General features: G+C 60.5%; 26 protein-coding genes. 12 read left to right on the top strand and 14 right to left on the bottom strand.

Annotation, left to right across the window (positions count from 1 at the left end; genetic code table 11):
* Window positions 1-21: 21 nt before the first annotated feature.
* Window positions 22-588, bottom strand: a complete 567-nt coding sequence (locus MKI83_RS09485; RefSeq protein ID WP_241585168.1) for a DNA-3-methyladenine glycosylase I — start codon at window positions 586-588, stop codon at window positions 22-24.
* 102 nt (window positions 589-690) lie between these two features.
* Here MKI83_RS09485 and glyQ point away from each other — a divergent pair, with 102 nt between their 5' ends.
* From glyQ to MKI83_RS09460, 5 genes are read left to right on the top strand one after another with little or no spacing between them, the layout of a single operon-like run.
* Entirely contained in the window at window positions 691-1,638 is a 948-nt protein-coding gene (gene glyQ / locus MKI83_RS09480; protein ID WP_241585166.1) for a glycine--tRNA ligase subunit alpha, read from the top strand.
* The gene (gene glyS, locus MKI83_RS09475) at window positions 1,638-3,689 is read left to right on the top strand and encodes a glycine--tRNA ligase subunit beta (protein ID WP_241585164.1); all 2,052 of its coding nucleotides are present in this window, start codon (window positions 1,638-1,640) and stop codon (window positions 3,687-3,689) included. The genes glyQ and glyS overlap by 1 nt, the downstream gene beginning before the upstream one ends.
* 4 nt (window positions 3,690-3,693) lie before the next feature.
* Window positions 3,694-4,236, top strand: coding sequence for a D-glycero-beta-D-manno-heptose 1,7-bisphosphate 7-phosphatase (gene gmhB, locus MKI83_RS09470; RefSeq protein ID WP_241585162.1), 543 nt, complete (start codon window positions 3,694-3,696; stop codon window positions 4,234-4,236).
* A 15-nt stretch (window positions 4,237-4,251) separates the two neighbouring features.
* Window positions 4,252-5,028: a lysophospholipid acyltransferase family protein gene (locus MKI83_RS09465; protein WP_241585161.1), complete on the top strand. Its 777-nt coding sequence runs from the start codon at window positions 4,252-4,254 to the stop codon at window positions 5,026-5,028.
* Window positions 5,021-5,266 (top strand): putative hemolysin, encoded by a 246-nt coding sequence (locus MKI83_RS09460; RefSeq protein ID WP_241585159.1) that lies wholly within the window; start codon window positions 5,021-5,023, stop codon window positions 5,264-5,266. Before MKI83_RS09465 ends, MKI83_RS09460 begins: the two co-directional genes overlap by 8 nt.
* Before the next feature lie 3 nt (window positions 5,267-5,269).
* Here the strand turns inward: MKI83_RS09460 and MKI83_RS09455 are convergent, their stop codons facing one another.
* The 3 genes from MKI83_RS09455 to MKI83_RS09445 form a co-directional block, all read right to left on the bottom strand.
* The gene (locus MKI83_RS09455) at window positions 5,270-5,467 is read right to left on the bottom strand and encodes a hypothetical protein (RefSeq protein WP_241585158.1); all 198 of its coding nucleotides are present in this window, start codon (window positions 5,465-5,467) and stop codon (window positions 5,270-5,272) included.
* 196 nt (window positions 5,468-5,663) lie between these two features.
* A complete protein-coding gene (locus MKI83_RS09450; RefSeq protein ID WP_241585157.1) occupies window positions 5,664-6,527 on the bottom strand; it encodes a methylated-DNA--[protein]-cysteine S-methyltransferase in 864 nt (287 codons plus the stop codon).
* Window positions 6,517-7,404: a DMT family transporter gene (locus MKI83_RS09445; RefSeq protein ID WP_241585156.1), complete on the bottom strand. Its 888-nt coding sequence runs from the start codon at window positions 7,402-7,404 to the stop codon at window positions 6,517-6,519. The genes MKI83_RS09450 and MKI83_RS09445 overlap by 11 nt, the downstream gene beginning before the upstream one ends.
* Before the next feature lie 148 nt (window positions 7,405-7,552).
* Between MKI83_RS09445 and MKI83_RS09440 the strand changes: the two genes are divergently transcribed.
* Window positions 7,553-9,310, top strand: a complete 1,758-nt coding sequence (locus MKI83_RS09440) for a histidine kinase N-terminal 7TM domain-containing diguanylate cyclase (RefSeq protein WP_241585155.1) — start codon at window positions 7,553-7,555, stop codon at window positions 9,308-9,310.
* Window positions 9,311-9,315: 5 nt separating this feature from the next.
* Window positions 9,316-9,801, top strand: coding sequence for a hypothetical protein (locus tag MKI83_RS09435; protein WP_241585154.1), 486 nt, complete (start codon window positions 9,316-9,318; stop codon window positions 9,799-9,801).
* A 102-nt stretch (window positions 9,802-9,903) separates the two neighbouring features.
* Here the strand turns inward: MKI83_RS09435 and MKI83_RS09430 are convergent, their stop codons facing one another.
* Together MKI83_RS09430 and MKI83_RS09425 are read right to left on the bottom strand one after the other, a co-directional pair.
* On the bottom strand, window positions 9,904-11,280 hold the full coding sequence (locus MKI83_RS09430) for a TRAP transporter large permease (protein WP_241585153.1): 1,377 nt from the start codon (window positions 11,278-11,280) through the stop codon (window positions 9,904-9,906).
* The gene (locus MKI83_RS09425; protein WP_241585152.1) at window positions 11,273-11,818 is read right to left on the bottom strand and encodes a TRAP transporter small permease subunit; all 546 of its coding nucleotides are present in this window, start codon (window positions 11,816-11,818) and stop codon (window positions 11,273-11,275) included. Before MKI83_RS09425 ends, MKI83_RS09430 begins: the two co-directional genes overlap by 8 nt.
* Before the next feature lie 248 nt (window positions 11,819-12,066).
* Between MKI83_RS09425 and MKI83_RS09420 the strand changes: the two genes are divergently transcribed.
* Window positions 12,067-13,176, top strand: a complete 1,110-nt coding sequence (locus tag MKI83_RS09420) for a TRAP transporter substrate-binding protein (RefSeq protein WP_241585151.1) — start codon at window positions 12,067-12,069, stop codon at window positions 13,174-13,176.
* A 108-nt stretch (window positions 13,177-13,284) separates the two neighbouring features.
* Window positions 13,285-13,563, top strand: coding sequence for a VF530 family protein (locus MKI83_RS09415; RefSeq protein ID WP_241585150.1), 279 nt, complete (start codon window positions 13,285-13,287; stop codon window positions 13,561-13,563).
* A gap of 79 nt (window positions 13,564-13,642) precedes the next feature.
* On the opposite strand, the gene MKI83_RS09410 is transcribed toward MKI83_RS09415, so the two are convergent.
* The 6 genes from MKI83_RS09410 to cydP are packed head-to-tail and all read right to left on the bottom strand — an operon-like array spanning window position 13,643 to window position 18,167.
* Window positions 13,643-14,767: a pyridoxal-phosphate-dependent aminotransferase family protein gene (locus MKI83_RS09410; protein WP_241585149.1), complete on the bottom strand. Its 1,125-nt coding sequence runs from the start codon at window positions 14,765-14,767 to the stop codon at window positions 13,643-13,645.
* Window positions 14,768-14,826: 59 nt separating this feature from the next.
* Window positions 14,827-15,117: a cyd operon YbgE family protein gene (locus MKI83_RS09405; RefSeq protein WP_241585148.1), complete on the bottom strand. Its 291-nt coding sequence runs from the start codon at window positions 15,115-15,117 to the stop codon at window positions 14,827-14,829.
* The gene (gene cydX / locus MKI83_RS09400; RefSeq protein WP_241585147.1) at window positions 15,110-15,226 is read right to left on the bottom strand and encodes a cytochrome bd-I oxidase subunit CydX; all 117 of its coding nucleotides are present in this window, start codon (window positions 15,224-15,226) and stop codon (window positions 15,110-15,112) included. The genes MKI83_RS09405 and cydX overlap by 8 nt, the downstream gene beginning before the upstream one ends.
* 12 nt (window positions 15,227-15,238) lie before the next feature.
* Window positions 15,239-16,381: a cytochrome d ubiquinol oxidase subunit II gene (gene cydB, locus MKI83_RS09395; RefSeq protein WP_241585146.1), complete on the bottom strand. Its 1,143-nt coding sequence runs from the start codon at window positions 16,379-16,381 to the stop codon at window positions 15,239-15,241.
* Between the two features lie 11 nt (window positions 16,382-16,392).
* Entirely contained in the window at window positions 16,393-17,949 is a 1,557-nt protein-coding gene (locus MKI83_RS09390; RefSeq protein WP_241585144.1) for a cytochrome ubiquinol oxidase subunit I, read from the bottom strand.
* On the bottom strand, window positions 17,946-18,167 hold the full coding sequence (gene cydP / locus MKI83_RS09385; RefSeq protein ID WP_241585143.1) for a cytochrome oxidase putative small subunit CydP: 222 nt from the start codon (window positions 18,165-18,167) through the stop codon (window positions 17,946-17,948). The genes MKI83_RS09390 and cydP overlap by 4 nt, the downstream gene beginning before the upstream one ends.
* A gap of 255 nt (window positions 18,168-18,422) precedes the next feature.
* Between cydP and MKI83_RS09380 the strand changes: the two genes are divergently transcribed.
* The 3 genes from MKI83_RS09380 (at window position 18,423) to MKI83_RS09370 (ending at window position 21,170) form a co-directional block, all read left to right on the top strand.
* Window positions 18,423-19,490 carry a DUF2157 domain-containing protein gene (locus tag MKI83_RS09380; protein WP_241585142.1) on the top strand — a complete coding sequence of 356 codons (1,068 nt, stop codon included), beginning with the start codon at window positions 18,423-18,425 and terminating at the stop codon, window positions 19,488-19,490.
* On the top strand, window positions 19,487-20,338 hold the full coding sequence (locus MKI83_RS09375) for a DUF4824 family protein (protein WP_241585141.1): 852 nt from the start codon (window positions 19,487-19,489) through the stop codon (window positions 20,336-20,338). The genes MKI83_RS09380 and MKI83_RS09375 overlap by 4 nt, the downstream gene beginning before the upstream one ends.
* A gap of 73 nt (window positions 20,339-20,411) precedes the next feature.
* Complete coding sequence (locus MKI83_RS09370; protein ID WP_241585140.1) at window positions 20,412-21,170, top strand: substrate-binding periplasmic protein; 759 nt, start codon at window positions 20,412-20,414, stop codon at window positions 21,168-21,170.
* Window positions 21,171-21,177: 7 nt separating this feature from the next.
* On the opposite strand, the gene MKI83_RS09365 is transcribed toward MKI83_RS09370, so the two are convergent.
* Both MKI83_RS09365 and MKI83_RS09360 read right to left on the bottom strand, forming a co-directional pair.
* Window positions 21,178-23,127, bottom strand: a complete 1,950-nt coding sequence (locus MKI83_RS09365) for a sensor histidine kinase (protein WP_241585139.1) — start codon at window positions 23,125-23,127, stop codon at window positions 21,178-21,180.
* Window positions 23,127-23,996 (bottom strand): transporter substrate-binding domain-containing protein, encoded by an 870-nt coding sequence (locus MKI83_RS09360; RefSeq protein WP_241585138.1) that lies wholly within the window; start codon window positions 23,994-23,996, stop codon window positions 23,127-23,129. The genes MKI83_RS09365 and MKI83_RS09360 overlap by 1 nt, the downstream gene beginning before the upstream one ends.
* Window positions 23,997-24,038: the final 42 nt, after the last annotated feature.

Raw genomic sequence — 24,038 nt, 5'->3', positions numbered from 1 at the left:
TAGCCGACTACGCGGTCAGGCTCACCCTTTGCCGGCGCGCTGCTGCGCCAACGCGGCATAGCGAAAGCAGTCGGTGGTGTGGTCCATCACCATGCCCGCCGCCTGCATAAAGGCATAACAGATCGTCGGGCCGACGAAGTTGAAACCGGCTTTCTTAAGCGCCTTGCTCATCGCTTGTGCGGCGGCTGTCTGCGCCGGCACCTCGGAGGCGCTGAAATGGTTGATCTGCGGCGCACCGCCGACAAACGACCACAGCCACGTCGCGGGGTCGTCGAGTTGCAGCCACGCTTGTGCGTTCTGCCGCGCCGCCCGCACTTTTAAACGATTGCGGATGATGCCGGGGTCGCGCAAAAGCTGCTCAACCTCGTCATCCGTCATCTGCGCCAAGCGCTCAGGGTCAAAGCCCCACAGTACCTGGCGGTAGTGTTCACGCTTTTTCAGTACCGTCAGCCACGACAAACCGGCCTGAAAGCCCTCCAGCAGCAGCAACTCAAACAACGCGGCGGCCTGATATTGCGGCACGCCCCACTCATGGTCGTGATAGTGCTGGTACAACGGGTCGCTGCTACACCAAAAACAACGCTGCATGCTGGACTCCTTGCCAGTGCTATCGCCGGCGGTGTCGCCGGCCCTTGCTCGGTAAGGGTATACTCGCGGGCTATTTTTTAAAGCCTGATAGCGGTGACATTCGTGAGCCAGACTAAGCCCGACGTGAGTACCTTCCAAGGCCTGATCCTCGCCCTGCAACAGTTTTGGGCTGAGCAGGGCTGCGTGATCCTGCAGCCGTATGACATGGAAATGGGTGCCGGCACCTTTCATACCGCCACGTTTTTGCGTGCCATTGGCCCAGAAACCTGGAACGCCGCCTACGTGCAGCCTTCACGCCGACCCGCCGATGGCCGCTATGGTGAAAACCCCAACCGCCTACAGCACTACTACCAGTTTCAGGTGGTGTTAAAGCCCAACCCCGACAACATCCAAGACCTGTACTTGGCCTCGTTGCGCCACATCGGCATCGACACCTTGGTGCACGACGTGCGCTTTGTCGAAGACAACTGGGAATCGCCGACCTTAGGCGCTTGGGGCTTAGGCTGGGAAGTGTGGCTCAACGGCATGGAAGTCACCCAGTTCACCTACTTCCAGCAAGTCGGCGGCGTGGAGTGCTACCCCGTCACCGGCGAAATTACCTACGGTCTTGAGCGCTTGGCCATGTACCTGCAAGGCGTCGACTCGGTCTACGACTTGGTCTACTCCGACGGCCCGTTCGGCAAAGTCACTTACGGCGACGTGTTCCATCAAAACGAAGTGGAGCAATCCACCTTCAACTTCGAGCACGCCAACGTCGACAAATTGTTCGAGCTGTTCGACTTCTACGAAAGCGAAGCCAACCGTCTGATGGGCCTGCACCTACCGCTGCCGGCCTACGAAATGGTGATCAAGGCCAGCCACAGCTTTAACTTGCTGGATGCGCGCCGCGCCATTTCGGTGACCGCTCGCCAGCAATACATTTTGCGCGTGCGCACCCTGTCGCGCTCGATCGCGCAAAGTTACCTGCTAGCCCGCGCCAAACTGGGCTTCCCCATGGCACCGCCAGCCCTGCGTGATGAAGTACTGGCCCAGTTGAAGGAGGCCGAATAATGAGCGCCCACGATTTTTTGCTTGAGCTTGGCACCGAAGAGCTGCCCCCCAAAGCGCTGAAAACCCTTGGTCAGGCCTTGTTGGCAGGCGTAGAAAAAGGCCTCAAAGCCGCCGGTTTGGCTTACCAAAGCGCGCGCTTTTTAGCCGCCCCGCGCCGTTTAGCCGTGATTGTTGACGCGTTGGCCATTCAGCAGCCCGATCGCACCGTTAACCTCGACGGCCCACCGTTGGCCGCCGCGTTTAAAGACGGCGAGCCCACCCAAGCTGCACTCGGCTTTGCGCGCAAATGCGGCGTTGAGCTGAGCGAGATCGACAGCAGCGGTCCCAAGCTGCGCTTTAGCCAAGCAATCGCAGGCCAACCGGCGGCCAGTCTGCTGCCGGGCATCGTTGAACAAGCGCTGAATGATCTGCCCATCCCCAAGCGCATGCGCTGGGGCGCGCGCAAAGAAGAGTTTGTCCGTCCCGTGCAATGGTTGGTCATGCTGCACGGTGATGCCGTGGTGGACTGCGAAATCCTCGCCCACCGCGCCGGTCGTGTATCGCGCGGGCACCGCTTCCATGCCGACCACGACGTCAGCATCGGCAGCGCCGCCAGCTACGCCGCTGACCTGCGCAGCGCCTACGTGATTGCTGACTTTGCCGAACGCCGCGAACAAATCAGCGCTCGCGTCGCCCAGCTGGCCGCCGAGCAAGGCGGCAGCGCCATCGTCCCCGACAGTCTGCTGGATGAAGTCACCGCACTGGTCGAATGGCCGGTGCCGCTGGTGTGCTCGTTCGAAGAACGCTTCTTGGACGTTCCGCAAGAAGCGCTGATCACCACCATGCAAGACAATCAGAAGTACTTCTGCTTGGTCGATGGCAACGGCAAGCTGCTGCCGCGCTTTATCACCGTGGCCAACATCGAGTCGAAAGACCCCGCGCAAATCATCGCCGGTAACGAGAAGGTGGTGCGTCCGCGCTTGTCTGACGCCGAGTTCTTCTTCAAGCAAGACAAAAAACACGCGCTGGAAAGCTTCAACCAGCGCTTGGCCAATGTGGTGTTCCAAGCGCAACTCGGCAGCGTGTTCAACAAAGCCGAGCGTGTGTCGGCCTTGGCCGCGTTTATCGCCGGCAACATTGCCGGTAACCCCGAGCACGCCGCACGGGCCGGCCTGTTGAGCAAGTGCGACTTGGCCACCGAGATGGTCGGCGAGTTCCCCGAAATGCAAGGCGTGGCGGGCTACTATTACGCCCTGCACGGCGGCGAGCCAGAAGACGTCGCCCGCGCCCTCAACGAGCAATACATGCCGCGCGGTGCCGGTGCTGAGCTGCCGCAAACCTTGACCGGCGCGGCGGTCGCGGTGGCCGACAAGCTGGATACCTTGGTCGGTATTTTCGGCATCGGCATGCTGCCCACCGGCAGCAAAGACCCGTACGCCCTGCGCCGTGCGGCGCTTGGTGTGCTGCGCATCTTGATTGAGAAGCAGCTCGACCTCGACTTGGTCGCCGCCGTGGCCAAGGCCATTGCCCTGTACGACGACAAGATCAAAGCCGACGGCTTGGCCAACCAAGTGCTGGACTTCATCTTCGACCGCCTGCGCGCGCGCTACGAAGACGAAGGCGTCGATGTTGCCGTGTACCAAGCGGTGCGCGCCCTCGCCCCCGCCGCCCCGCTGGACTTTGACCAACGCGTGCAGGCCGTGCAGGCTTTCCGCGCCTTGCCAGAGGCCGAAGCGCTGGCCGCCGCCAATAAGCGCGTGTCCAACCTGCTGGCCAAAGCCGATGTGGTGGTGCCCAGCCAGGTTGACAGCGCCCTGCTCAGCGAAAGCGCCGAGCAAGCACTGGCGCAAGCCGTCAGCGCCGCGCAAGCCCAAGTCGCCCCGCTGGCTGGCGCCCGCGATTACCGCGCCGCGCTGACCCAGCTGGCCAGCTTGCGCGCCCCCGTGGACGCCTTCTTCGAGCAAGTGCTGGTCAACGCCGACGACGCGGCAGTGAAAGCCAACCGCTACGCCTTGCTCGCGCAGTTGCGCGGCCTGTTCTTGGGCGTGGCCGATATTTCGCTGCTTGGCTAAGTCGATGAAACTGCTGATCCTCGACCGCGACGGCGTGATCAACCAAGACTCCGACGACTACATCAAGTCGTTGGAGGAATGGTTGCCGCTGCCCGGCGCCATCGATGCCATGGCCGCGCTATCCAAGGCCGGCTGGACCATCGCGGTGGCCACCAACCAATCGGGCTTGGCGCGCGGCTACTTCAACCAAGCCACGCTCGACGCCATGCACGCCGAGCTACAACGCTTGGTACAAGCACAGGGCGGGCGCGTCGACGCAATCCACTTCTGCCCACACGGGCCAGAGGATGATTGCACCTGCCGCAAGCCACTTCCCGGCATGATTGAAGCCATTGGCCGCCAGTTCAATGCCGATTTAACCGGCGTATGGTTGGTGGGCGATAGTCTGCGCGACTTAGAAGCGGGCCTCGCCGTAGGCTGTCAGCCGGTGCTGGTGAAAACCGGCAAAGGCCTACGCAGCTTGGCCAAGCCTCTGCCAGAGGGTACGCTGGTGTTCGATGATTTAGCCGCGGTTGCCCAGCAACTGCTTACAGGGAAGCCAGACTAAAGGGAGTGATCCACCATGGCACTGCTGATCCAAGGATTGCGAACGGCATTGTTTTACCTGCTACTGGCCAGTAGCGCGTTTGTTTGGGGTTCGCTCAGCTTGCTGGTCGGGCCGTTCCTCCCGTTCCCTCAGCGCTTCGCCTTTATTATCGGCGTGTGGACCCGCATGGCGATGTTCTTTGCCCGTCACGTGGTGGGTATCGAGGTGCGCATCCACGGGCGCGAGCACATTCCCGCCACCCCCTGCGTGATCATGGCCAAACACCAAAGCACGTGGGAAACCTTCTTTCTGCAAACGCTGTTCGCCCCGCAAGTGCAGGTGATCAAGCGCGAGCTGTTATCCGTGCCGTTTTTTGGCTGGGCCTTCGCCCTGATCAACCCCATTGCCATCGACCGCAGCGCCAGCCAGCAGGCACTGCAACAACTGATTGAGCAAGGCTGCGCCAACCTCAAAGACGGTGTCTGGGTGCTGATCTTCCCGGAGGGGACGCGCATCCCCAACGGCCGCGTCGGTAAGTTTTCACGCGGTGGGGCGGCCTTGGCTTGCGCCGCCGAGGTGCCGGTATTGCCGATCGCCCACAACGCCGCCACCTGCTGGCCCAACCAAACATGGTGGAAAACCCCGGGCGTGATTGACGTGGTGATTGGCGCGCCGATCAGCCCCAACGGTCAAGACAACCGCGCGATTGTCGAACTGAACACCCGCTGTCGCGACTGGATCGTGCAGCAGCAAGCCGACCTCGGCTGCGTGTACCAACCTCATCACGACCTAGCCGGAGCCCGCGATGCGTAAAACCCTAGTGATGACTCTGCTGTTAAGCGCCGCATTGAGCGCTTGCAGCAGCACGCCAAGCACCGACATCGAACGGCCTCAGGCGTTTGCTGGGCAAAACAACCCCGCCGCTGACTACTGCGAATCACTCAAAGGCCAATACGAGCGTGCCATCAGCACGCAGGGCGAGCGCGGTTATTGTCATCTGCCCAACGGGGTGATGCGCGATGCGCAGCAACTGCTGCGAGAAAAGCCTTAACCGTTACGCTTCAGCGCTTTGATCTTTGGCCATCTTGCCCAACTCACGCTGGAACTGCTCAGCCTGCACGCTAGGCTTTGGCCGCCACGCGCGGCGGTCGGTCTTCGGTTGTGCGGCGTAGAGCACCACTTCGGCGCCCTGTTTTTCCAGAAAGGCTTGCGCTTGTGCTTCAAGTTGCGCGCGCAGTTGCTCTTTGGTCATAGGTTCTCCTCTGAGTTACGAAGGAACCTCCCTGTAGCGGGGGTGTCACTCCAGACCCGTGGCCGAATCATTCGCCACGGCGGCTATCCTGTTGCGGGCGCAAGAGTAGCACAGCCTTGCGTGGTTAATAGCCATGCGCCATTAGCAGGCATACCGCTCATCGCTTTAGCTATATAGAACCCCACAACACCGCCACTCAATGCGGTGCTACGGCGTGCACAGCCTCCCATCCTTGCATCAACTGCTTGCGCTGACGGCCCCAACGGAATTGGCCGATTTCGCCGGTTTCACGAATCACCCGATGACAGGGGATCAGAAAACCCAAGGTATTGGCGGCCAACGCCGAACCCACGGCGCGCGCCGCTTTGGGGCTGCCAGCCAGTTGTGCTAACTGAGCATAGCCCAACACCTGCCCCGGCTCGGTGCTCAGCAAGGCTTGCCACACCTTGAGCTGAAACGGGCTGCCACGCAGCAACACAGCCAAGGGTGCAGCCGCGCGCGGTGGGGCAAAAATCCGCGTCAGCCATGCTGCGCCCTGTGCCGGTGCAGCGCGCAGCGTCGCCTTGGGCCATAAGTCGTGCAGCTCGCGCTCCGCGGCGAGGCCGTCGTCATCGAAAAACGCCAGATGACACACCCCGCGCGCCGTCCACGCGACTAACGCCGGGCCAAAAGGCGTCGCGCCGCTGGCGTATTCAATCACCAACCCGGCGCCCTGCGCCTTCAGCTCACCCGGGGTCATGGCCTCATACGTCACCAGTAAATCATGCAAGCGCCCGGGGCCCGACAGCCCCGCCGCCAAACTGGCCTCAAGCACCGACTGCGAGGCTTGTAAGGCTGCCTTGGCGCGCTCTTTGGTTAAAAACTGTAAAAACCGTTTCGGCGAAACTCCCACCCAGCGCGTAAACAAACGCTGCAAGTGAAACTCCGACAAGCCCACCTGCGCGGCCACAGCCGCCAAGCTGGGCTGCGTGCTTTGCGCCGCGCACAGATAGGCAATCGCTTGGCTGATGTGCGCGTAATGCTCGGCGTCTAAGCCGCTATAGCTCTGGTTAGCCGTCATGTTGCACCACCTTGCGGCGCAGCGCCGCCGGTGAAAAACCGGTCACTAAGACAGTCCCCGCAATCACCACCAGCGCCCCTAATGCGGTATTCCAGCCTACCGGCTCGTGTAAAAACACATGCCCCCACAGCACCCCGAACAGAGGAATGAGAAAGGTCACGCTCAACGCCGAAGCGGCGCCTAAATCCGCCACTAAACGGAAGTACAAGATGTAGGCAATCCCACTGCACAACACGCCGAGCGCCAACACCGCCAACCATACCGCAACGCTCGGCATGGCCACCGGCGTGGTGCTGGGCAACCATGGTAACAACAGCAAGGTGGCTGCCCACATGCTGCCATGCGCATTGCTGAAGGCACCGACTCCGCTGCGCGCTTTGGCATACACGCTGGCCACGCCATAACACGCCGCCGCCCCCAAGCACGCCAACACAGCCACACCAGTACCGACTTGCAGCAGCACGGGATCCAAGCCCACCAACAAGGCGACACCCACAACCCCGAGCAATAAGCCCAACGCCACCTTGGCCGAAAACAACTGCCGTGCCAGCACCGCCGCAAACACTGCGCCCCACAAAGGCGCTGTGGCGTTAATGATCGACATCAGTGACGCCGACAACTGCTGCGCCGCATAGCTGAATAACAAAAACGGCAGCGCCGAGTTAAACAAACCTAGCACCAGATAGTGCCGCCACTGGCTACGCATCTGCAGGGCTTGACGCAACCACAGGCCCACCACGGTCAAAAACAGCGCGGCCCACGCCACGCGCCCAGCCGCCAACCACACCGCGCCCAACGACGGCGCCGCGATGCGCATAAATAAAAACGAGGCGCCCCAAATGGCCGCCAAACTGATCAACCGCAGCACGCTGCTCATGAGCACTCTCAGGCTTATTCCTACCGGAGCTGACTATAGGCAGCCCGCCCGCCGCGCCGCCACCCGATTCTTGCGCGCAGCGCCAGCTAGGTTTTTCAATCCGCCAGGCAAAGCGCTAGCATGGGCAAAACACAACGCAGGCGGCTTCATGGATTGGCAAGTGCTGTACATGCTCGGCGTGCTGCTCGCCATCATCAGTTTGGTCGGGGCTTTTGTGCATGCGTGGCAGTTTCGCCACCTACCGGCCGCCAAGCCCTTGCTGTTTTTTATCGCCACCGCCGCCTGCTGGTCGATTTGCGTGGTGCTGATGGCCACCGCCACCCCAAGTTTTGCCGTCCACTGGCTCAAACTCAAATACCTGTTCATTGGCTTAACGCCGGTGGGGGCTTTTCTCTTTGCGCTGCGCTTCACCGGCCGCGATCGCATTGCCAGCTTACCGCTGGGGTTGTTGCTCGGCGCACTGCCACTGGCCACCCAATGGGTGCTGTGGCAGCCGAGCTGGCAACACTTGATGCTGCAAAACGTGGTGTTTACCCGTATTGACGCCCTGAGCTACACCAGCACGCTGATCTTTGGCCCGTATTATTGGCTGTTTGCTGGCTACAGCTATTTATTGATTCTCGCCGGCGTCGGCCTAACGCTGGTGGCCTTATGGGGCGGCAGTCGATTGCTGCGCCGACAAGGCGGCCTGTTAGTCGCCGGCTTATTAATGCCGTTGGTGACCAATGTGCTGCTGATCACCGGGCTTGTGCCACGTCAGTATGACTTGGTGCCCATCGGCTTGGCCGTGGCGGTTGGGCTGCTGTGGCTAGCGATGCTGCGTTATCGCCTGTTTAACCTGATGCCGGTGCTGCGCAATCGCACGCTGGATGCCGTCAGCGACGGTGTGCTGGTGCTCGACTTACAGCACCGCGTGGTCGACATGAACCACGCCTTCGCCAACATCAGCCAACTCAACCCCAATCAAGTCATCGGGCTACGCCTTGATGAGTGCCTGCGCGAGTTACCCGACCTCAGCGCGCCTTTGCTCGCCAGCTTAAGCCAAGGCCCCGATACGCTGGGACATCAGCAGTTACTCAACTGGCACGGTCGGCGTTACGAGCTCAATGTCGCCCCGCTGCGCGACGGCGCACATCAACTGCAAGGTCATACCTTGGTTTTGCACGACCTGCACGAGCGCCTCACCCTAGAAGCGCAACTGCGCGCGCGCAATGACGAGCTCGAACAAGCCTATCGCCACCTCGAGCAAACCAGCCTCACCGATCCGCTGACTGGCCTGCGCAATCGGCGCTTTGTGATGCAGCAAATCGGCCGTGACTTACAGCGCTGTCGTGAGCGTTATCTGAGCTGGCTGGCCGAACCGGAGCAAGCCGCGCCGGAGGATGCCGATTTAATCGCCTTCTTAGTCGATCTCGACCACTTCAAACAGGTCAATGACCAGCATGGTCATGCCGCTGGCGACGAGCTGCTGCAGCAAGTCCAAGCGCGCTTGCAAAGCGTGTTCCGTGAAGATGACTACTTAGTGCGCTGGGGCGGCGAAGAGTTTTTAGTGGTCACGCGCCACGTGCCACGCGGCCTTGCCCCGCAACTGGCCGAGCGCTTGCGCTTAGCCTTTGCCCAGGCGCCGTTCCCCCTCAGTAACGGCACGCAACTGCATAAAACCTGCTCGATCGGCTTTGCCTGCTACCCCTTTCTCGCCAGCGAGCCGCACGCCCTCAGCTGGCCGCAAGTGATCGATTTAGCCGACCAAGCGCTGTATCAGGCCAAACAGCAAGGCCGTAATCGCTGGTACGGCTATCAAGCGGCTCACGACAGCCGTGGTGAAGCCATTCGCCAGTTCTTGCAGCAGCCTGATAGTAGCGCCTCGCCGCTAACCCTCATCAGCCAAGCCCACATCGCCGAGTAGTCCGCATGCCCTTCACCCCGCTTCACCTTGGCCCCGGCTTAGCCTGCAAAGCTTTGCTCGGTCGGCACTTCAGCGTGATGGTGTTTGGCGGCACGCAAGTGTTGATGGATATCGAGCCGCTGATCGGCATACTGCGCGGCAGCAGCGTGCTGCACGGCCCCAGCCATACCTTGCTCGGCGCGCTGCTGATTGGCCTTATCGCAGGGCTCAGCGGCAAACCCATCAGCAGCTGGGTACTGCAGCGCCTACACATCCCGCACTACCCGCTGAGCTGGCGGGTTGCCTTCGCCAGCGCTTGGTTGGGCAGCTTCTCCCACATCGCCCTCGATGCGGTGATGCACAGCGATATGCACCCCGCCTGGCCGCTGAGCCTGCACAACCATTGGCTACACGCCTTGCCGCTCGATGTCTTACACGGCCTGTGCTTAGGCCTTGGCGTGCTGGCGTTACCGATCATTGCTTGGCGCTGCGCAAGCAGCTCACGCCGGTAACGCGCGCATAACTCGCCGATAAACGGCTGCGCTTGCCTATCGCCACCTCAACGCGTAACCCCTGCAGCAAAACGGGCGACCTGATGGCCGCCCGCTTATGTATTACTGCCCGTAGACCTGCTGCGGCAGCCACGTGATGATTTCAGGGAAGAGGTAAGCAATCACCAGCATCAGCACTTGTATGCCAATAAACGGGATGACCCCACGGTAAATCGCCGTGGTGGGGATCGACGGTGGCGTCACCCCGCGCAAGTAGAACAAGGCAAAGCCAAATGGCGGGGTAAGGAAAGAGGTCTGCAGGTTGAGGGCGATCATCACGCCGAGCCAAATCGGGTCTAAGCCCATGGCCAGCAAGATCGGGCCGACGATAGGCACAACCACGAAAGTGATCTCGATAAAATCGAGGATGAAGCCCAGCAAGAAGATCACCAGCATCACCACGAAGAACGCCCCGAGTACGCCGCCGGGCAAGCTGGCGAGCACGTCTTCGATCAGCACTTCGCCACCGAAGCCGCGGAACACCAGCGAGAACAGCGACGCGCCGATCAGGATCAAGAACACCATGCTGGTGATCTCGGTGGTGCTTTGCGCCACCTCACGCAGTTTGCTGATGTTGAATTGGCGCTTGAACACCGCCAACAAGCCCGCACCCACCGCGCCCAAGGCCGCCGCTTCGGTCGGGGTGGCCGCCCCGGCGAGAATCGAGCCCAATACGGCACCAATCAACGCCAACGGCGGTACTAAAGCGCGCAGCAACTGCGACCAATCGATGGCTTCGCGCTGATCTTTGGGGATCTGCGGCAGCTTGTGCGGCTGCAAGAAGGCCACGGCGACTAAGTAGGCAATGTACAAGCCTACTAGCATCAACCCCGGGATCAGCGCGCCGACAAACAAATCACCCACCGACACCGTTTTCGGCGAGAAAATGCCCATCTTCAATTGCGCTTGCTGGAAGGCGCTGGACATCACATCGCCGAGCAAGACCAAGACGATCGACGGCGGAATGATTTGCCCCAAGGTGCCGGTAGCGCACAAGGTGCCGGTGCAAATGGCGGGGTCGTAGCCACGGCGCAGCATGGTCGGCAACGCCAGTAGACCCATAGTGACCACCGTGGCGCCCACGATGCCGGTGCTGGCCGCCAGCAACGCCCCGACGATGCACACCGAAATCGCCAAACCACCACGGATACCGCCAAACAGCTTGGCCATGGCTTCGAGCAAGTCTTCGGCAACGCGGGATTTCTCCAGCATTACGCCCATAAAGACGAAGAACGGCACCGCCAGCAAGGTTTCGTTGTTCATGATGCCGAACAAGCGATTGGGCAGCGCCGTGAGGTAGGTCGGATCAAAGGTGCCGGTGGCCACGCCGAAGCCGGCAAACAACAGCGCCATACCACCCAAGGTGAAGGCCACGGGGTAGCCGGCCATTAAGGCCAGGCAAATGCTGACGAACAGCAGAATCGACATCAACTCAGCCATGCTGGCTATCCTCCGTGGTCAAACCCAGCACGGTGTAGCCGTGGCGAATAATCTCGGCGATGCCTTGCAGCACCAAGCTCACCACCAAGACCAAGATGATGCTTTTTTGCAAGTAGACAAAGGCTAAGCCACCGGCCTCGCGCGAGCGCTCGTGCACTTGCCACGCCTCGGCGACATAGCCCCAACTGTTAATGCCCAAATACAAACAAATCGGCAGCAAGAACAACAGCGTGCCGAGCAGATCAACCAAGGCTCGGCGGCGTGGGCTCATCTTTTGATAAAAGATGTCGACGCGCACATGGGCATTGCGCTGAAGCGTCCACGCGGCAGCGCCCATAAACACCAGCGCATGCAGGTACATCACCGACTCCTGCGCGGCGATGGCGCCGGTATCAAAGCCGTAACGCAGCACCACAACCACCGCGGTGACCAGCACCATGGGCACGGTCAGCCACGCACACCCAGTGCCGAGGCGATGATTAAGCGCATTGATCAAATGAGCCACGCGCAATAGCGCGGGCGGAGCGGTTGCAGACATAGCGGGGCGTCCCTTGTTCTTGTACGTGGCCACCCAAGGGTGGGCGGGGCGGAGACATTCTAGTAAGTTGGCCTGACCAGTCACAATGTCACTGCAACTTTGGTCGTAGAGTCTAAGCTTGCCCGCAAGCCTATGCTAACGCGACCGTTGGGTTGGCCAACGTACGCACACATTGAGCCACCTGCATAGCGCGTGCTGGTTGCCGGCGATCCCGGCGAGACAAAACAACAACAAAATGGAGATACCGCATGAAACGTCGTGACATGCTCACCGCGGCCGGTTTAGGCCTTACCGCTGTTGCTCTGGCCGGCTGCCAAAAGCAGGAAGCCAATTGCGACACCGCAGGCGCTGCAGCCCCGCAAGCCGAACAGCAGACCTTTAACTGGAAGTTAGTGACCTCGTGGCCGAAAAACTTCCCCGGTGTGGGCGTCGGTGCCGAGCGCTTCACTGAACTGGTCAAGGCCATGAGTAACGGCCGTCTGAACATCAAGTTGTTCGCCGCAGGCGAGCTGGTGCCGGCACTGGAAGTGTTTGATGCGGTATCACGCGGCACCGCCGAGATGGGCCACGGCGCCCCGTATTACTGGAAGGGCAAAATCCCCGCCACGCAATTCTTCACCGCGATTCCATTCGGCCCTACCGCCGAAGAAATGAACGCTTGGTTATTCCAAGGCGGCGGCATGGCGCTGTGGGAAGAAATTTATAAGCCGTTTGGCGTTGTGCCGCTGGCGTGCGGTAACACCGGCGTGCAAATGGCGGGTTGGTTTAATAAAGAAATCAACAGCTTGGCCGACCTCAACGGGGTCAAGATGCGTACTCCCGGCTTAGGCGGCGAAGTGCTGTCGAAGGTCGGCGTGACCGTGGTCAACCTGCCGGCGGGTGAGATTTTCACCGCCCTACAAACCGGCGCTATCGACGCCACCGAGTGGATCGGCCCGTACAACGACCTCGCGCTGGGGCTACATAAAGCCGCCAAGTACTACTACACCCCGGGCTGGCAAGAGCCGAGCGTGGCGTTTGAGCTGTCAATCAATGAGCAGGCCTGGCAACAGCTGCCGGATGACCTCAAGGCCATCGTCAAAGTCGCCGCGCGCGAGATCAACAGCTCGATGTTGGATGAGTACAACGCCCGCAATATGGACGCCATGGAGAAGCTCAAAGCCGAAGGCGTTGAAGTTCGTCGCCTGCCGGATGAAGTGCTCGCCAAACTCAAAGAAATCGCCGCCGAAGTGGTGGAAACCTCCGCCGCCAGCGACCCAGCCAGCGCCAAGGTCTGGGCGGCGCAGAAGGACTATCTGGCCCGCCTGCGTGGCTATAACGACGCAACCGTGCGCGACATCCTTAACGTGCGCGAATAAGCACGGCGCGCTTAAACCACAGGGTCGGCTTGCCGGCCCTGTGGCGTTTTTGCCCCCAGCGGCACGGGTTCAAGGCATACTGCTCGCTGATATCGCCGAGCACTGCCCATGAGCCCAACTCACCAGCCGCCTCACCACAACGCTAACGACACACCGACTAACAGCAACCCGCTGCACGGCGTAACGCTGGAGCACATCGTCACCCAACTGGCCGCCCACTACGGCTGGGCTGAGCTGGGCACGCGAATCAAAATTCGCTGCTTCACCCACGAGCCATCGGTGAAATCCAGCCTGAAGTTTTTACGCAAAACCCCGTGGGCCCGCAGCGAAGTAGAAGCCTTATACGTACGCACCCTGCCAAAACTGGCCCCGCCGCCTAATGCGTAGGCGATAAAAAAGGCGAGTCGCACAGACTCGCCTCTTAAGTAGCAAACAACCGCCACAGCGCGACCAGCCACAATGCGCCTTACAGCTGCTTCAGCGCTGCCTCTAAGCTGGCCACGCTGCGAGCCACGTTGTGCAGCTTATCGAGGCCAAACAAGCCAATGCGGAAGGTCGAGAAATCCGCGCCTTCGTCGCATTGCAGCGGTACGCCACCGGCCACTTGCAAGCCAATCGCAGCAAACTTGCTAGTGTTTTTGATTGCTGGGTCGCTGGTATAGCTGACTACCACGCCCGGCGCCTCGAAGCCTGGCGCGGCCACGCTTTTGTAGCCGTGTTCGGCCAATAAGCGGCGCACTTCGCGGCCCAACTCTAATTGCTCGTTGCGCACTTTTTCAAAGCCGTAGTCGGCGGTTTCGCGCATGATGTCCGCCAGTTGTGCCAAACCGTCGGTTGGCATGGTGGCGTGGTACGCGTGGCCACCGTTTTCATAGGCTTGCATGATCTCCAGCCACTTGCGCAGGTCGCAGGCAAAGCTGTTGCTGGTGGTTTGCTGGATACGCGCCAGCGCCCGCTCACCGAGCATCACCATGGCGCAGCATGGGGTGGCGCTCCAGCCCTTTTGCGGCGCGCTGATCAGCACATCCACGCCGGTGGCGCGCATGTCCACCCACACACAACCGGAGGCAATGCAGTCGAGCACAAACAAGCCGCCAACCTCATGCACTGCATCGGCCACCGCTCGCAGGTAGTCATCCGGCAGCAACATGCCCGAGGCGGTTTCAACGTGCGGGGCAAAGACCAGCGCCGGCTTCTCGCGGCGAATAGTGGCAACCACCTCGTCAATCGGCGCAGGGGCAAAGTGCGGGTTAGCCCCTTCTTCAACGGGGCGCGCTTTGAGCACATCGACCTGCGAGGGCAGCTTGGCCATGTCGAAGATTTGGCTCCAGCGAAAGCTGAACCAGCCATTGCGGATGACCAAGCAGTGCTGGTCTTGCGCAAACTGACGGGCCACGGCCTCCATACCAAAGGTGCCGCTGCCGGGGACGATGGCGCAGGCCTCGGCGCCATACACCTGCTTAAGGGTGCTGGATAGCTCACGCATCACGCCCTGAAAGCGCTGTGACATGTGGTTGAGCGCGCGGTCGGTGTAGACCACCGAGTATTCCAACAGGCCGTCGGCATCGGGTTGCGGCAACAGTGCAGGCATGGCGTGGTTCCTTGTACGTAAGCAAAGAGCGCCAGCTTAGCAGACCTCGCGCGCAGGCTTTAAGCGCTTAAGCCCTGCGCGCGCCACAGCAGCACGTAACCCCAACTGAGCAGCGGCCACGCCAGCCATGGATGAAACACCCAGCGCCATGGCCGACTAACAGGATCAAAGCCGACGCCGTGCACAATCGCGCCGCTCAACCCCAGCATCACGCCCATCAACGCGCCGTGGGCGTAGCGACCATCGGCGTGCACAAACAAGCCCGGGTGCAGCAATAAAATCAGCACCAAGGGCGTGGCCAGCAGGCACGACAACAGCCGTGCCAGCGGGTGCGTCCACGGTTTAAACATCGTCCTCGGCGTCGCTGTCGAGGTTTTGCGTGGTTTCTAACCACAGCGCGTTAATGATGCCGAAGCTACAAGCCAGCAACACGCCAAGTACCCAAGTGAAGTACCACATCGTTCAGACTCCTCAGTACAGGCCGTGGGGGTTGTTTTGGATATGCTCGGTACGCACCTTGCCCCACATTTTCACGTAACCCCACAGCGTGTAGCTGAGGATCAGCGGCAGAAAAATACACGCCGCCACCAACATGATGCCCAAGGTTTTTTGACTGGAGACGGCATCCCAGACCGTGAGACTGGCGGCCAAGTTCAGGCTCGACGGCATCACGAAGGGAAACAAGGCAAAGCCTGCCGTGCACAGGGTGCCGATGATCGCGAGGCTAGAGCCAGCAAACGCCAAGCCCGCCCAGCGCGCGCTCGCCGCCAGCCCAGCCAACAGCGCACCGGCAATGCCGAGCAGCGGCGCCCAGCGGGTTTCTGGGTACAGCTGATAGTTAGCCAGCCAACCGGAGTTGCTCGCCTGCACGGTTTTATTCAGCGGGTTAAGCGCGCTATCGGCTGCCCCCATTTGGCTGATCTGCAAGCCAACAATGTCGCCCTGCCACAGCCACAGGCCGCACCCGATGAACGCCAGCAAAAACAGCAGCGCCAGCCCTTGTGCGGCGTGGCGGCTGCGCACGGCAATTGCGCCGTCGCTGCGCATCATCAACCACGTGGCACCGTGCAGCGTCAGCATGCTCAAGCTGACCACGCCGGCCAGCAAAGCAAACGGGCTGAGCAGCTGCCAGAAGTTGCCTTGGTAGGTCGAGCGCAGGGTGTCATCCAAGCTAAAAGGCAAGCCGAGGAACAAGTTGCCAAACGCCACGCCAAACACCAGCGAGGGCACCACGCCGCCGACAAACAGGCCCCAATCCCAACTTTGCCGCCAGCGGGTGTTGTCCAGCTTGCTGCGGTAGTCAAAACCCACCGGCCGCACAAACAGCGCGAACAACACCACCAACAAAGCCCAGTACAACCCCGAAAACGCCGCCGCGTAAACTAACGGCCACGCGGCAAACAACGCGCCGCCTGCGGTGATCAACCACACTTGGTTGCCATCCCAATGCGGGGCGATGGTGTTAATCACCACTCGGCGCTCGTCATCGGTTTTCGCTACCACCGGCAACAACGCCGCGGCACCCAAATCAAAGCCATCGGTGAGGGCAAAGCCAATCAACAACACCCCCACCAACACCCACCACACCAGCTTGAGCACTTCGTAATCAAACATGGCAAAACTCCTTAGGCGTGAGCCTGCTCAAAGTGATAACGACCGGTGTGCAAGCTCGATGGCCCAAGGCGCGCGAACTTGATCATCAAGTACATTTCAATCACCAGCAGCACGCTGTAGAAGGCGATCAGTGCCAGCAACGAGCCCCACACATCGCCTTCGCTGACGCTGGAGGCGGATAGGTACGTCGGCAACACTTCGGCAATCGACCACGGCTGACGGCCATGCTCGGCAACAAACCAACCGGTTTGAATCGCCAACCACGGCAACGGCAGGCTGAACAGCGCCCACTTGAGTAGCCACGGTTTGCGCTCTTCGTTTTTACGCGCCGAAGCCCAGAAAGCGCAGGCAAACAACGCCAGCAGCAAAAAGCCCGAGCCGACCATGACGCGGAAGCTCCAGAACAAGCTGAACACGTTAGGAATGGTGTCCAACGTGGCCTGTTGGATCTGCGCCTCGCTGGCATCGACCACATTAGCGGTGTACTTCTTCAGCAGCAGGCCGTAACCCAAGTCGTCTTTCACCGCGTCGAACGCCGCTTTGGTGGCCGCACTGTCGTCACCTTCGCGTAGCTGTTGCAGCAAGCCATACGCCGTCATGCCGGTGCGGATCCGCGCCTCGTGCTGCACCAGCAGATCTTTGATGCCCGAGACCTGCTTATCCAGCGAACGCGTGGCAATGATGCCCAGCGCATAGGGGATTTTGATCGCGTAATCGGTGCGCTGCTCCGCCTGATTGGGCCAACCGATCACAGTGAACGAGGCCGGTGCGGGGTGGGTTTCCCACTCAGCCTCAATCGCCGCCAGCTTGGTTTTTTGCACATCGCCGACTTCGTAGCCAGACTCATCGCCGAGCACGATCACCGACAGAATCGAGGCCAAACCGAACGCCGAAGCAATCGCAAACGAGCGCCGCGCAAAGCCTTGGTCACGTTTTTTCAGCAGGTAATAGCTGGAGATCGCCAGCACAAACACCGCGCCGGTGACATAGCCCGCCGCCACCGTGTGAACAAACTTGACCTGGGCCACGGGGTTAAACAGCAGCGCGCCAAAGTCGACCAACTCCATGCGCATGGTTTGATAGTTGAACTCCGCGCCCACGGGGTTTTGCATCCAACCGTTGGCGATCAAGATCCACAGCGCCGACATGTTCGAGCCAATCGCCACCAACCAAGTCACCGCGAGGTGCTGCAACTTGGACAGGCGATCCCAGCCAAAAAAGAACAAGCCGATGAAGGTCGACTCCAAGAAGAACGCCATCAACCCTTCGATCGCCAGCGGCGCGCCGAAGATGTCGCCCACGTAGTGGCTGTAGTAGGCCCAGTTGGTGCCGAACTGAAACTCCATGGTCAGCCCGGTGGTCACGCCCAGCGCAAAGTTAATCCCAAACAACTTGCCCCAGAATTTGACCATGTCTTTGTAGACCTGCTTGCCGGTCATCACATAGACGGATTCCATGATCGCCAGCAAAAAAGCCAAGCCGAGCGTCAAGGGCACGAACAAAAAGTGATACATGGCCGTCATGGCAAATTGCAGACGGGATAGATCCACCACCGCTTCTGAAATCATTGCGGTTGTTCCTCATGGCTAACGGGAGATTCGGCGGGTACGCGGCTGAGCAGGCGCTCGGCGACGCGCTCGGTGCCATCGACTGGCACCACGGGTTGATCAAACCAATAGGCACGAATGCCCAGCAGCAAGGCGAGTTTGAGCAACAAAATGACGGCTAATTCGCGCACCAAGGGGATGCGCCACCAGGCTCGATCAGGGGACGGCAGTGCAGGCATGGCCGCACTCCTCGGGCAATGCCCTGTGTACTTCAGTAACAAAATCTTACGCCGATTAGCTGTCAGCTAACCTGCGGCTAAATGTCGCAGCAGCGCCGATCTTGATTCTGCGCATAGACAGGTTAGTCACATTCTAGAAGCGGCGCTGACCATCACCACCATGACTCTGCGCGCGCATTCTGCGCACGAGTACCGACAGCCTTGGCCATAGTGGGCTACAGTGCGCGCTGGGCGAGGAGTGCTCCAAGGATAACCATGAGCGAAGTGACCCGCGAACAAGCGCAGCAACGGGCTGCACAAATACAAGCCTTTCATGACGAACTCAGCCTGCTTGAGCGCCAGCAGGTCTTGAACCTGTCTGAGGGGCAGCGCCAACAATTGGCGCAACATCATCAACAGTTGCTGCAGCGCTTTGCCGAGCAACTGGATATCGATACCAACCTACACAGCCAGCAGCTCTCGCTGGGAATGCGGATTGCCTCGCTGTTTGGCGCGCTCACGTTGGCCTGTGCGCTGTTCTTTTTGTTTTATCGTTTTTGGGGCGTCTTCAGCACGCCACTGCAAGTCGCCGTGTTGATTGGCACCAGCGTGGCCAGTCTTGCCCTGACCTTGGGCATCAGTCGGGTGGATCGCAGCGGTTACTACAGCAAGCTCGCGGCGTTGCTGTGCTTTACCGCGTTTGTGCTCAACCTCAGCTTGCTGGGGCAAATGTTCAACATCACCCCCAGCGACAAAGCCTTGTTGCCGTGGGGGGCGCTCGCCTTGCTGCTGGCCTATCACTGTCGTCTGCGCTTGTTATTGGTCGCTGCCATTGTGTGCGGCACAGCGTTTGTCGCCGCGCGCGTGGGCGCTTGGGCCGGTATCTATTGGCTGAGTTTGGGCGAGCGGCCAGAAAACTTCTTCCCTGCCGCCGCGCTGCTGTTGGCGATCCCCAGCCTGCTGAGCCAACAGCGCTGGCATGGCTTTGCCGCCACGTACCGCATCAGCGGCCTGCTGTGTCTGTATCTACCGCTGCTGGTGCTGGGCTATTGGGGCGATGGCAGTTACCTGACATGGCATGCCGCCGCGATTGAGTACGGCTACCAAATCGCCGCCTTTGTGCTCAGCGCGCTGGGCGTTGCCGCCGGTATTCGCTGGCAGTTGACCGAGGTACGCAACACCAGCTTGGTGTTCTTGCTGTTGTACCTGTACACCAAGTTCTTCGATTGGTGGTGGGAGTTACTGCCCAAGTACTTGTTCTTCTTGCTGCTGGGCTTGGTGTCACTGCTGTTGATCGTGGTGTTTTCACGCTGGCGGCGCGTCAGCCAAGGAGGTCAATCATGACCCCTCGCAAGCCCTGGCTCACCGGCAAACGCACGCTGCTGCTAGCGCTGGCGCTCATGCTCGGCTGCAATGCCCTACTCTTAGCCGGCGTGGCCTATAACCGCAGTGGCGTCCCCGACAGTGTATTAACGCTGAGTGAGCGCGAGTTAATGCGCGATAGCAGCCGTCTGCTCGATGAAGGCGACGACAGCAGCCTGCGCCTAGAGCTGCAATGGCGTTATCCACACGACAGCGCTCAGCGCGGCTACTACCTCAGTGACTGGCTGAGCCGCGAACGCCTGCACGAGCTCGGCTTTAGCGTGCCGGCCGCCCACGACCGCCCTGCCCGCCGCCAGTATCAGCGCCAGCTCAGTCGCACAGCCTATTTAGTGCTGGAGTTCGACGGCCCCGCGTACCAAGCCTTGCTGCAACATGCCCACGACAAACTCAGCGAAGCCAAGGCAACGCTGGCCAAGCAAGGGCAGAAAAAACGCTGGCAAGACGAACTCGACGCAGCCGAAGAGCACCATCAAGCGCTGCACCAGCGCCACAGCCGTTTAGTGTTGATCGATGCTGACCTCAGCGCCCAACGCTTGCGCCAGCGCTATGCCGATCGCAGCCGCTACTTGATCGTGCCGGGGCAGCTAGCGCCGCGCTTATTGCACCCCGATCGCGCGCCGTATTACAGCGCCCAAGCCACTCTGCTCAACCCGCACATACAGATCCCCACCGAGCTACACGCTGCATTGCAGGATTGGCCCGAGCGCTGGACCAAGAACCCCTTGCCACAGCGCGTGCAGATCAGCACGGGGCAGCGCTATGAGTCATGGCTCAGCGCCGTGCTGAAACCGCCCAAGCCAGCGCCATAACCGCTTAACTCTTTTCATCGATAACAGGACCATCGCCCGGCAGGACGCCGCAGTACCAAGAGCCTATTGCCGTATGTTGCACCGTGTATTGTTGTTCCTCAGCGCGCTGGCTGGCCTGATGTGTTTCGGCGCGCACGCCGATCACACCGGCTTGACCCTGTATACCGAGAACTTTCCGCCTTACAACTACCAAGGCGAACAAGGCACCCCGGACGGTTTTAGCGTGGCGGTGCTCAATGAAATCAGCCGCCGTTTAAAGCAGCCGGTGCATATTCGCGTGGTGCCGTTTAAGCGCGCCATGAAGGACGTGGAAGATCAGCCCAATCGCGGCGTTTTTTCTCTGTATCGCACCGAAGATCGTGCTTTTCGCTACAAATGGGTTGGCCCGCTGACCAGCGCCAATGTGGCCTTGTTGGCACACCGCGATAACCCCATCACCCTCGGCAGTCTGACCGACGCGCGGCGTGTCGGCAGCATCGGTGTGCAAGAAGGCAGCGCCTACCACTACCAGTTAATGAGCCTCGGCTTTGCCAATCTCGACACCACCGCGGCGGCGCTACCCGACATGGCCGGCACCCCCAATATCCACCGCTTGTACAAGCATCGCATTGACCTGTGGCTGGCCACCGTCAGCAGCGCGCGGGCAAAGGCCCGAGCCATGCACTACGACCCCAACGAGATGCAGATCGCCTGGGTAATCGCCCGCGATGACTTGTATCTGGCCTTTAACTTAGACACCGAAGACGCGCTGATCCGCGACTGGCAAGCAGCACTGGATCAGCTGAAACGCGAGCCGTTGTGGCTGCAGTGGGAGCAGCAGTATCTGCACTGAGTGCAACCTAAGATTGCGCCGGCAGTAAGCGAAACCAGAAACACGTGCCATGTTCGGCATCGCTGCTAAAGCCGATTTCACCGTGCATCGCTTCGACCAAAGCGCGGCTGATACTCAGGCCAAGTCCGGTGCCCTGCCGCTGGCGCACATCACTGCCATCGGCTTGGCGAAATGGCTGGAAGATGTGCTCACGAAACGCCTGCGCAATCGGCTCACCTTGGTTGCGCACCGCCACTTGCACGCACTCATCCTGCGTACCGGGTTGATGCACGCTCAGACTCAGCTCGACCTCGCTGTCGGTGCTGGCAAATTTGGCGGCGTTGGACATCAAGTTGCTCAGTACTTGCTGCACCCGCAGCTGATCACCCAAGGCATACAACGGCGCCTGCGGGGGCGTAAAAGCAAAGCGCACTTGATACTTCTGCGCGTAGGGCTGCAGGTTGCTCAAGCTTTCAGCAATCGCAGCGGCCATATCCATGGGCTCGACTTGTACCTCCAAACGGCCGGCGCGCAATTTTTCCAAGTCCAAAATCAGGTTGACCAACTCGCCTAAGCGCTTGGTGTTACGGCTGGCAATCTCCAACAAATTGCGCCCCGCCTCTGGCAACTGTTCGCCTTGGGTGTGCTCAAGCAGGTCGAGAGCCCCGCGCATGGCGGTGAGCGGTGTGCGCAGCTCATGGCTCACTGTGGCGACAAACTGGCTCTTGAGCTGATCCAACTCTTTTTGCGCGGTGATATCCCGCACCACGCCCCACCAGCGCTGCTGCCCGGTGCCACGCGATTCAACCCGGCCGAGCACCTGCACAATGCGCCGAGCCTGCCCGGCGGGGCAGTACTCCAGCTCCAGCTCCCAGGGTGCGCCGCTGACGCTGGCTTTTTGCAGTGCGCGCGCCAATAGCTGGCGGCTACTGAGGGCAAAGCTGGGCAGCAGTGACTCCCAGCTGCACGGCGTTTTCAGGGCCAAAATATGGCTGAGCTGCGCCGACCAATACACCTCGCCACTGGGCCACTGCTGCTCCCACGCGCCCAGGCTGGCTAAGCTGCCGGCTTCTTCCAGCAGCATGCCTTGGTGAGCGAGCGCCCGCTCGCGCTGCCGACCCTGTTCCAAGGCGCAGGCCAACAACAAGGGCGCCAACACCAAGGCAATCATGGGCAAGAACAGCCACAAGTTTTGCCAGTGGGTAGTGATCGGCGGCGGCACAAACTCACCCAGCGCCAGCAACAGCGCCATGCTCAGCGTCACCAGCCAGACCGCCAAAGCGGTTAATAGCACCGGCGCTAACATGGCACACAGCAATAAAGGCAACAGGACAAAGGCAAAAGGGAACGGCAATTGACTGAGCGCCAGCACCGCCACCGCCACGCTCAACAAGCACAGGCTGGCGCACTCCAACACACCAAAACGCTGTAAGCGCTCCAGCTGAATACGGTTAAAGCCTAATAACAGCGGTAACAGGGTGATCATGCCCAGCGCATCGCCTAAGTACCAACGCAGCCACAGCTCGTCGTAACCGAGGGTCGCATTGAGCGACAGCACCGCCGCACCGACCGTCGCACCCAGCAAGGGCAACAGTAGCGCGGCCACCGCCAACACCGCCAACATGGCTAAGGGGCTGCTCCACAGCTCTTCCACTTTGCCGCTGCGACGCAATAACCACGCCGCACACAACACTTCCAACAGATTGCCCGGCACAAACTGCAGTGCACGCAACCAGCCACTGCCCATCACGGCATTACTCAGCGCATTGCCCAACGCGATAGCGGCCAGCAGTAGCCACCACTCACGCTGTGGGTAGGCCAACAACAAGGCCACCGCCAAGGCATTGGCAAACCAGAACCCCGCCACCGAGCTCGGCTGTGCCGATAGCTGCATGCTCAACACCGCCAGCAGGGCATAACCGCCACAAGCCAGCAAGGCCGCCGCAGGGCGTGCCAGCCGCAACGCGCTGCCGCGCATCACATGCCCACCTGACGCCGCTGCCGGTGCCACAGAGCCAGCGCGCCGAGCAGCACGGCCAGCACCAGCGTCAATAAGCCCAGCGTTTCTAGGCTCAGGCCGCGCTGCTCCTGCCGTGGCACGCCATCGTCGGGCATCCAGCGCTGCAAAATTTGCAGACGTTGCACTTGGTCGATAGCCGCCAAGCCTTGCTCCAAGGCCTCACCTAGGGCTTGATCCTCTTTGCGATAGGCCATGCTGAGCGGGTAGTCAAAGCCCACCGGCGCACCAATCAGCAAGCCTTGCATGCCTTCTTGGCTGGCGATGAAGTTAACGCTGGCGATGTCCATCACCACGGCGTCGACCGCACCATTAAGTAACTGCTTGAGGCCGACGCTGTCTGAAGGCACGGTCTGCCATTGAATCTGCGGATAGGCTTGGCGCACAAAGGCTTCAACCGCGTAGCCCTCACCCACGGCCACCTGCGCCTCACCTAAGGCGCCCAAATCTAGCCGCTGCGAGCTGTCATAGCGCCCCACTACCACCGCCGGAATCTGCACATACGGCGCAGTAAAACCCAGGTATTTAGCCCGTTCAGGGGTCGGCCGCAGCGAGCTGACCACATCCACGTCGCCCGCAGCCACGGCTTGCATGATTTTCGCCAACGGCTGCGGTTCAAGGGTGAGCAGGGTTAATCCGGCATTGCGGCTGATTTGCTCGAGAAACTCCAACGACAGACCGGCGATCTGCCCTTGTTGATTTTGATAAATGAATGGGCCGTAGTCCGCCTCGGGCGCAAAACGCACGGTTTGCCCCTGCGCCACAGTGACCAGTACGCACGCTAGCAACACGCCCAGCGCTGCTTGTTGTACCCGTTGCCACCTTGTCATGCCTGACTCCTTGCCTAATTTGCCGCGCAGCGCAGAACGCTT

The sequence above is a fragment of the Atopomonas sediminilitoris genome, from assembly GCF_022601735.1.
Lineage (GTDB): Bacteria > Pseudomonadota > Gammaproteobacteria > Pseudomonadales > Pseudomonadaceae > Atopomonas > Atopomonas sediminilitoris.
The sequence above is the reverse complement of the archived record's forward strand: the minus strand, read 5'-3'. Positions and strand labels throughout refer to the sequence as shown.

What these genes read in the sequence shown, in the direction of transcription:
- MKI83_RS09445 (WP_241585156.1), bottom strand. Translation starts at nt 7,404, where the DNA reads ATGAGCAGCGTGCTGCGGTTGATCAGTTTGGCGGCCATTTGGGGCGCC.
- MKI83_RS09365 (WP_241585139.1), bottom strand. Translation starts at nt 23,127, where the DNA reads ATGCGCGGCAGCGCGTTGCGGCTGGCACGCCCTGCGGCGGCCTTGCTG.
- MKI83_RS09485 (WP_241585168.1), bottom strand. Translation starts at nt 588, where the DNA reads ATGCAGCGTTGTTTTTGGTGTAGCAGCGACCCGTTGTACCAGCACTAT.
- MKI83_RS09380 (WP_241585142.1), top strand. Translation starts at nt 18,423, where the DNA reads ATGAGCGAAGTGACCCGCGAACAAGCGCAGCAACGGGCTGCACAAATA.
- MKI83_RS09425 (WP_241585152.1), bottom strand. Translation starts at nt 11,818, where the DNA reads ATGTCTGCAACCGCTCCGCCCGCGCTATTGCGCGTGGCTCATTTGATC.
- MKI83_RS09440 (WP_241585155.1), top strand. Translation starts at nt 7,553, where the DNA reads ATGGATTGGCAAGTGCTGTACATGCTCGGCGTGCTGCTCGCCATCATC.
- cydP (WP_241585143.1), bottom strand. Translation starts at nt 18,167, where the DNA reads ATGCCTGCACTGCCGTCCCCTGATCGAGCCTGGTGGCGCATCCCCTTG.
- MKI83_RS09435 (WP_241585154.1), top strand. Translation starts at nt 9,316, where the DNA reads ATGCCCTTCACCCCGCTTCACCTTGGCCCCGGCTTAGCCTGCAAAGCT.
- glyS (WP_241585164.1), top strand. Translation starts at nt 1,638, where the DNA reads ATGAGCGCCCACGATTTTTTGCTTGAGCTTGGCACCGAAGAGCTGCCC.
- MKI83_RS09460 (WP_241585159.1), top strand. Translation starts at nt 5,021, where the DNA reads ATGCGTAAAACCCTAGTGATGACTCTGCTGTTAAGCGCCGCATTGAGC.
- MKI83_RS09430 (WP_241585153.1), bottom strand. Translation starts at nt 11,280, where the DNA reads ATGGCTGAGTTGATGTCGATTCTGCTGTTCGTCAGCATTTGCCTGGCC.
- MKI83_RS09410 (WP_241585149.1), bottom strand. Translation starts at nt 14,767, where the DNA reads ATGCCTGCACTGTTGCCGCAACCCGATGCCGACGGCCTGTTGGAATAC.
- MKI83_RS09415 (WP_241585150.1), top strand. Translation starts at nt 13,285, where the DNA reads ATGAGCCCAACTCACCAGCCGCCTCACCACAACGCTAACGACACACCG.
- MKI83_RS09370 (WP_241585140.1), top strand. Translation starts at nt 20,412, where the DNA reads ATGTTGCACCGTGTATTGTTGTTCCTCAGCGCGCTGGCTGGCCTGATG.
- MKI83_RS09465 (WP_241585161.1), top strand. Translation starts at nt 4,252, where the DNA reads ATGGCACTGCTGATCCAAGGATTGCGAACGGCATTGTTTTACCTGCTA.
- MKI83_RS09405 (WP_241585148.1), bottom strand. Translation starts at nt 15,117, where the DNA reads ATGTTTAAACCGTGGACGCACCCGCTGGCACGGCTGTTGTCGTGCCTG.
- MKI83_RS09390 (WP_241585144.1), bottom strand. Translation starts at nt 17,949, where the DNA reads ATGATTTCAGAAGCGGTGGTGGATCTATCCCGTCTGCAATTTGCCATG.
- gmhB (WP_241585162.1), top strand. Translation starts at nt 3,694, where the DNA reads ATGAAACTGCTGATCCTCGACCGCGACGGCGTGATCAACCAAGACTCC.
- MKI83_RS09450 (WP_241585157.1), bottom strand. Translation starts at nt 6,527, where the DNA reads ATGACGGCTAACCAGAGCTATAGCGGCTTAGACGCCGAGCATTACGCG.
- cydX (WP_241585147.1), bottom strand. Translation starts at nt 15,226, where the DNA reads ATGTGGTACTTCACTTGGGTACTTGGCGTGTTGCTGGCTTGTAGCTTC.
- MKI83_RS09375 (WP_241585141.1), top strand. Translation starts at nt 19,487, where the DNA reads ATGACCCCTCGCAAGCCCTGGCTCACCGGCAAACGCACGCTGCTGCTA.
- MKI83_RS09455 (WP_241585158.1), bottom strand. Translation starts at nt 5,467, where the DNA reads ATGACCAAAGAGCAACTGCGCGCGCAACTTGAAGCACAAGCGCAAGCC.
- MKI83_RS09420 (WP_241585151.1), top strand. Translation starts at nt 12,067, where the DNA reads ATGAAACGTCGTGACATGCTCACCGCGGCCGGTTTAGGCCTTACCGCT.
- cydB (WP_241585146.1), bottom strand. Translation starts at nt 16,381, where the DNA reads ATGTTTGATTACGAAGTGCTCAAGCTGGTGTGGTGGGTGTTGGTGGGG.
- MKI83_RS09360 (WP_241585138.1), bottom strand. Translation starts at nt 23,996, where the DNA reads ATGACAAGGTGGCAACGGGTACAACAAGCAGCGCTGGGCGTGTTGCTA.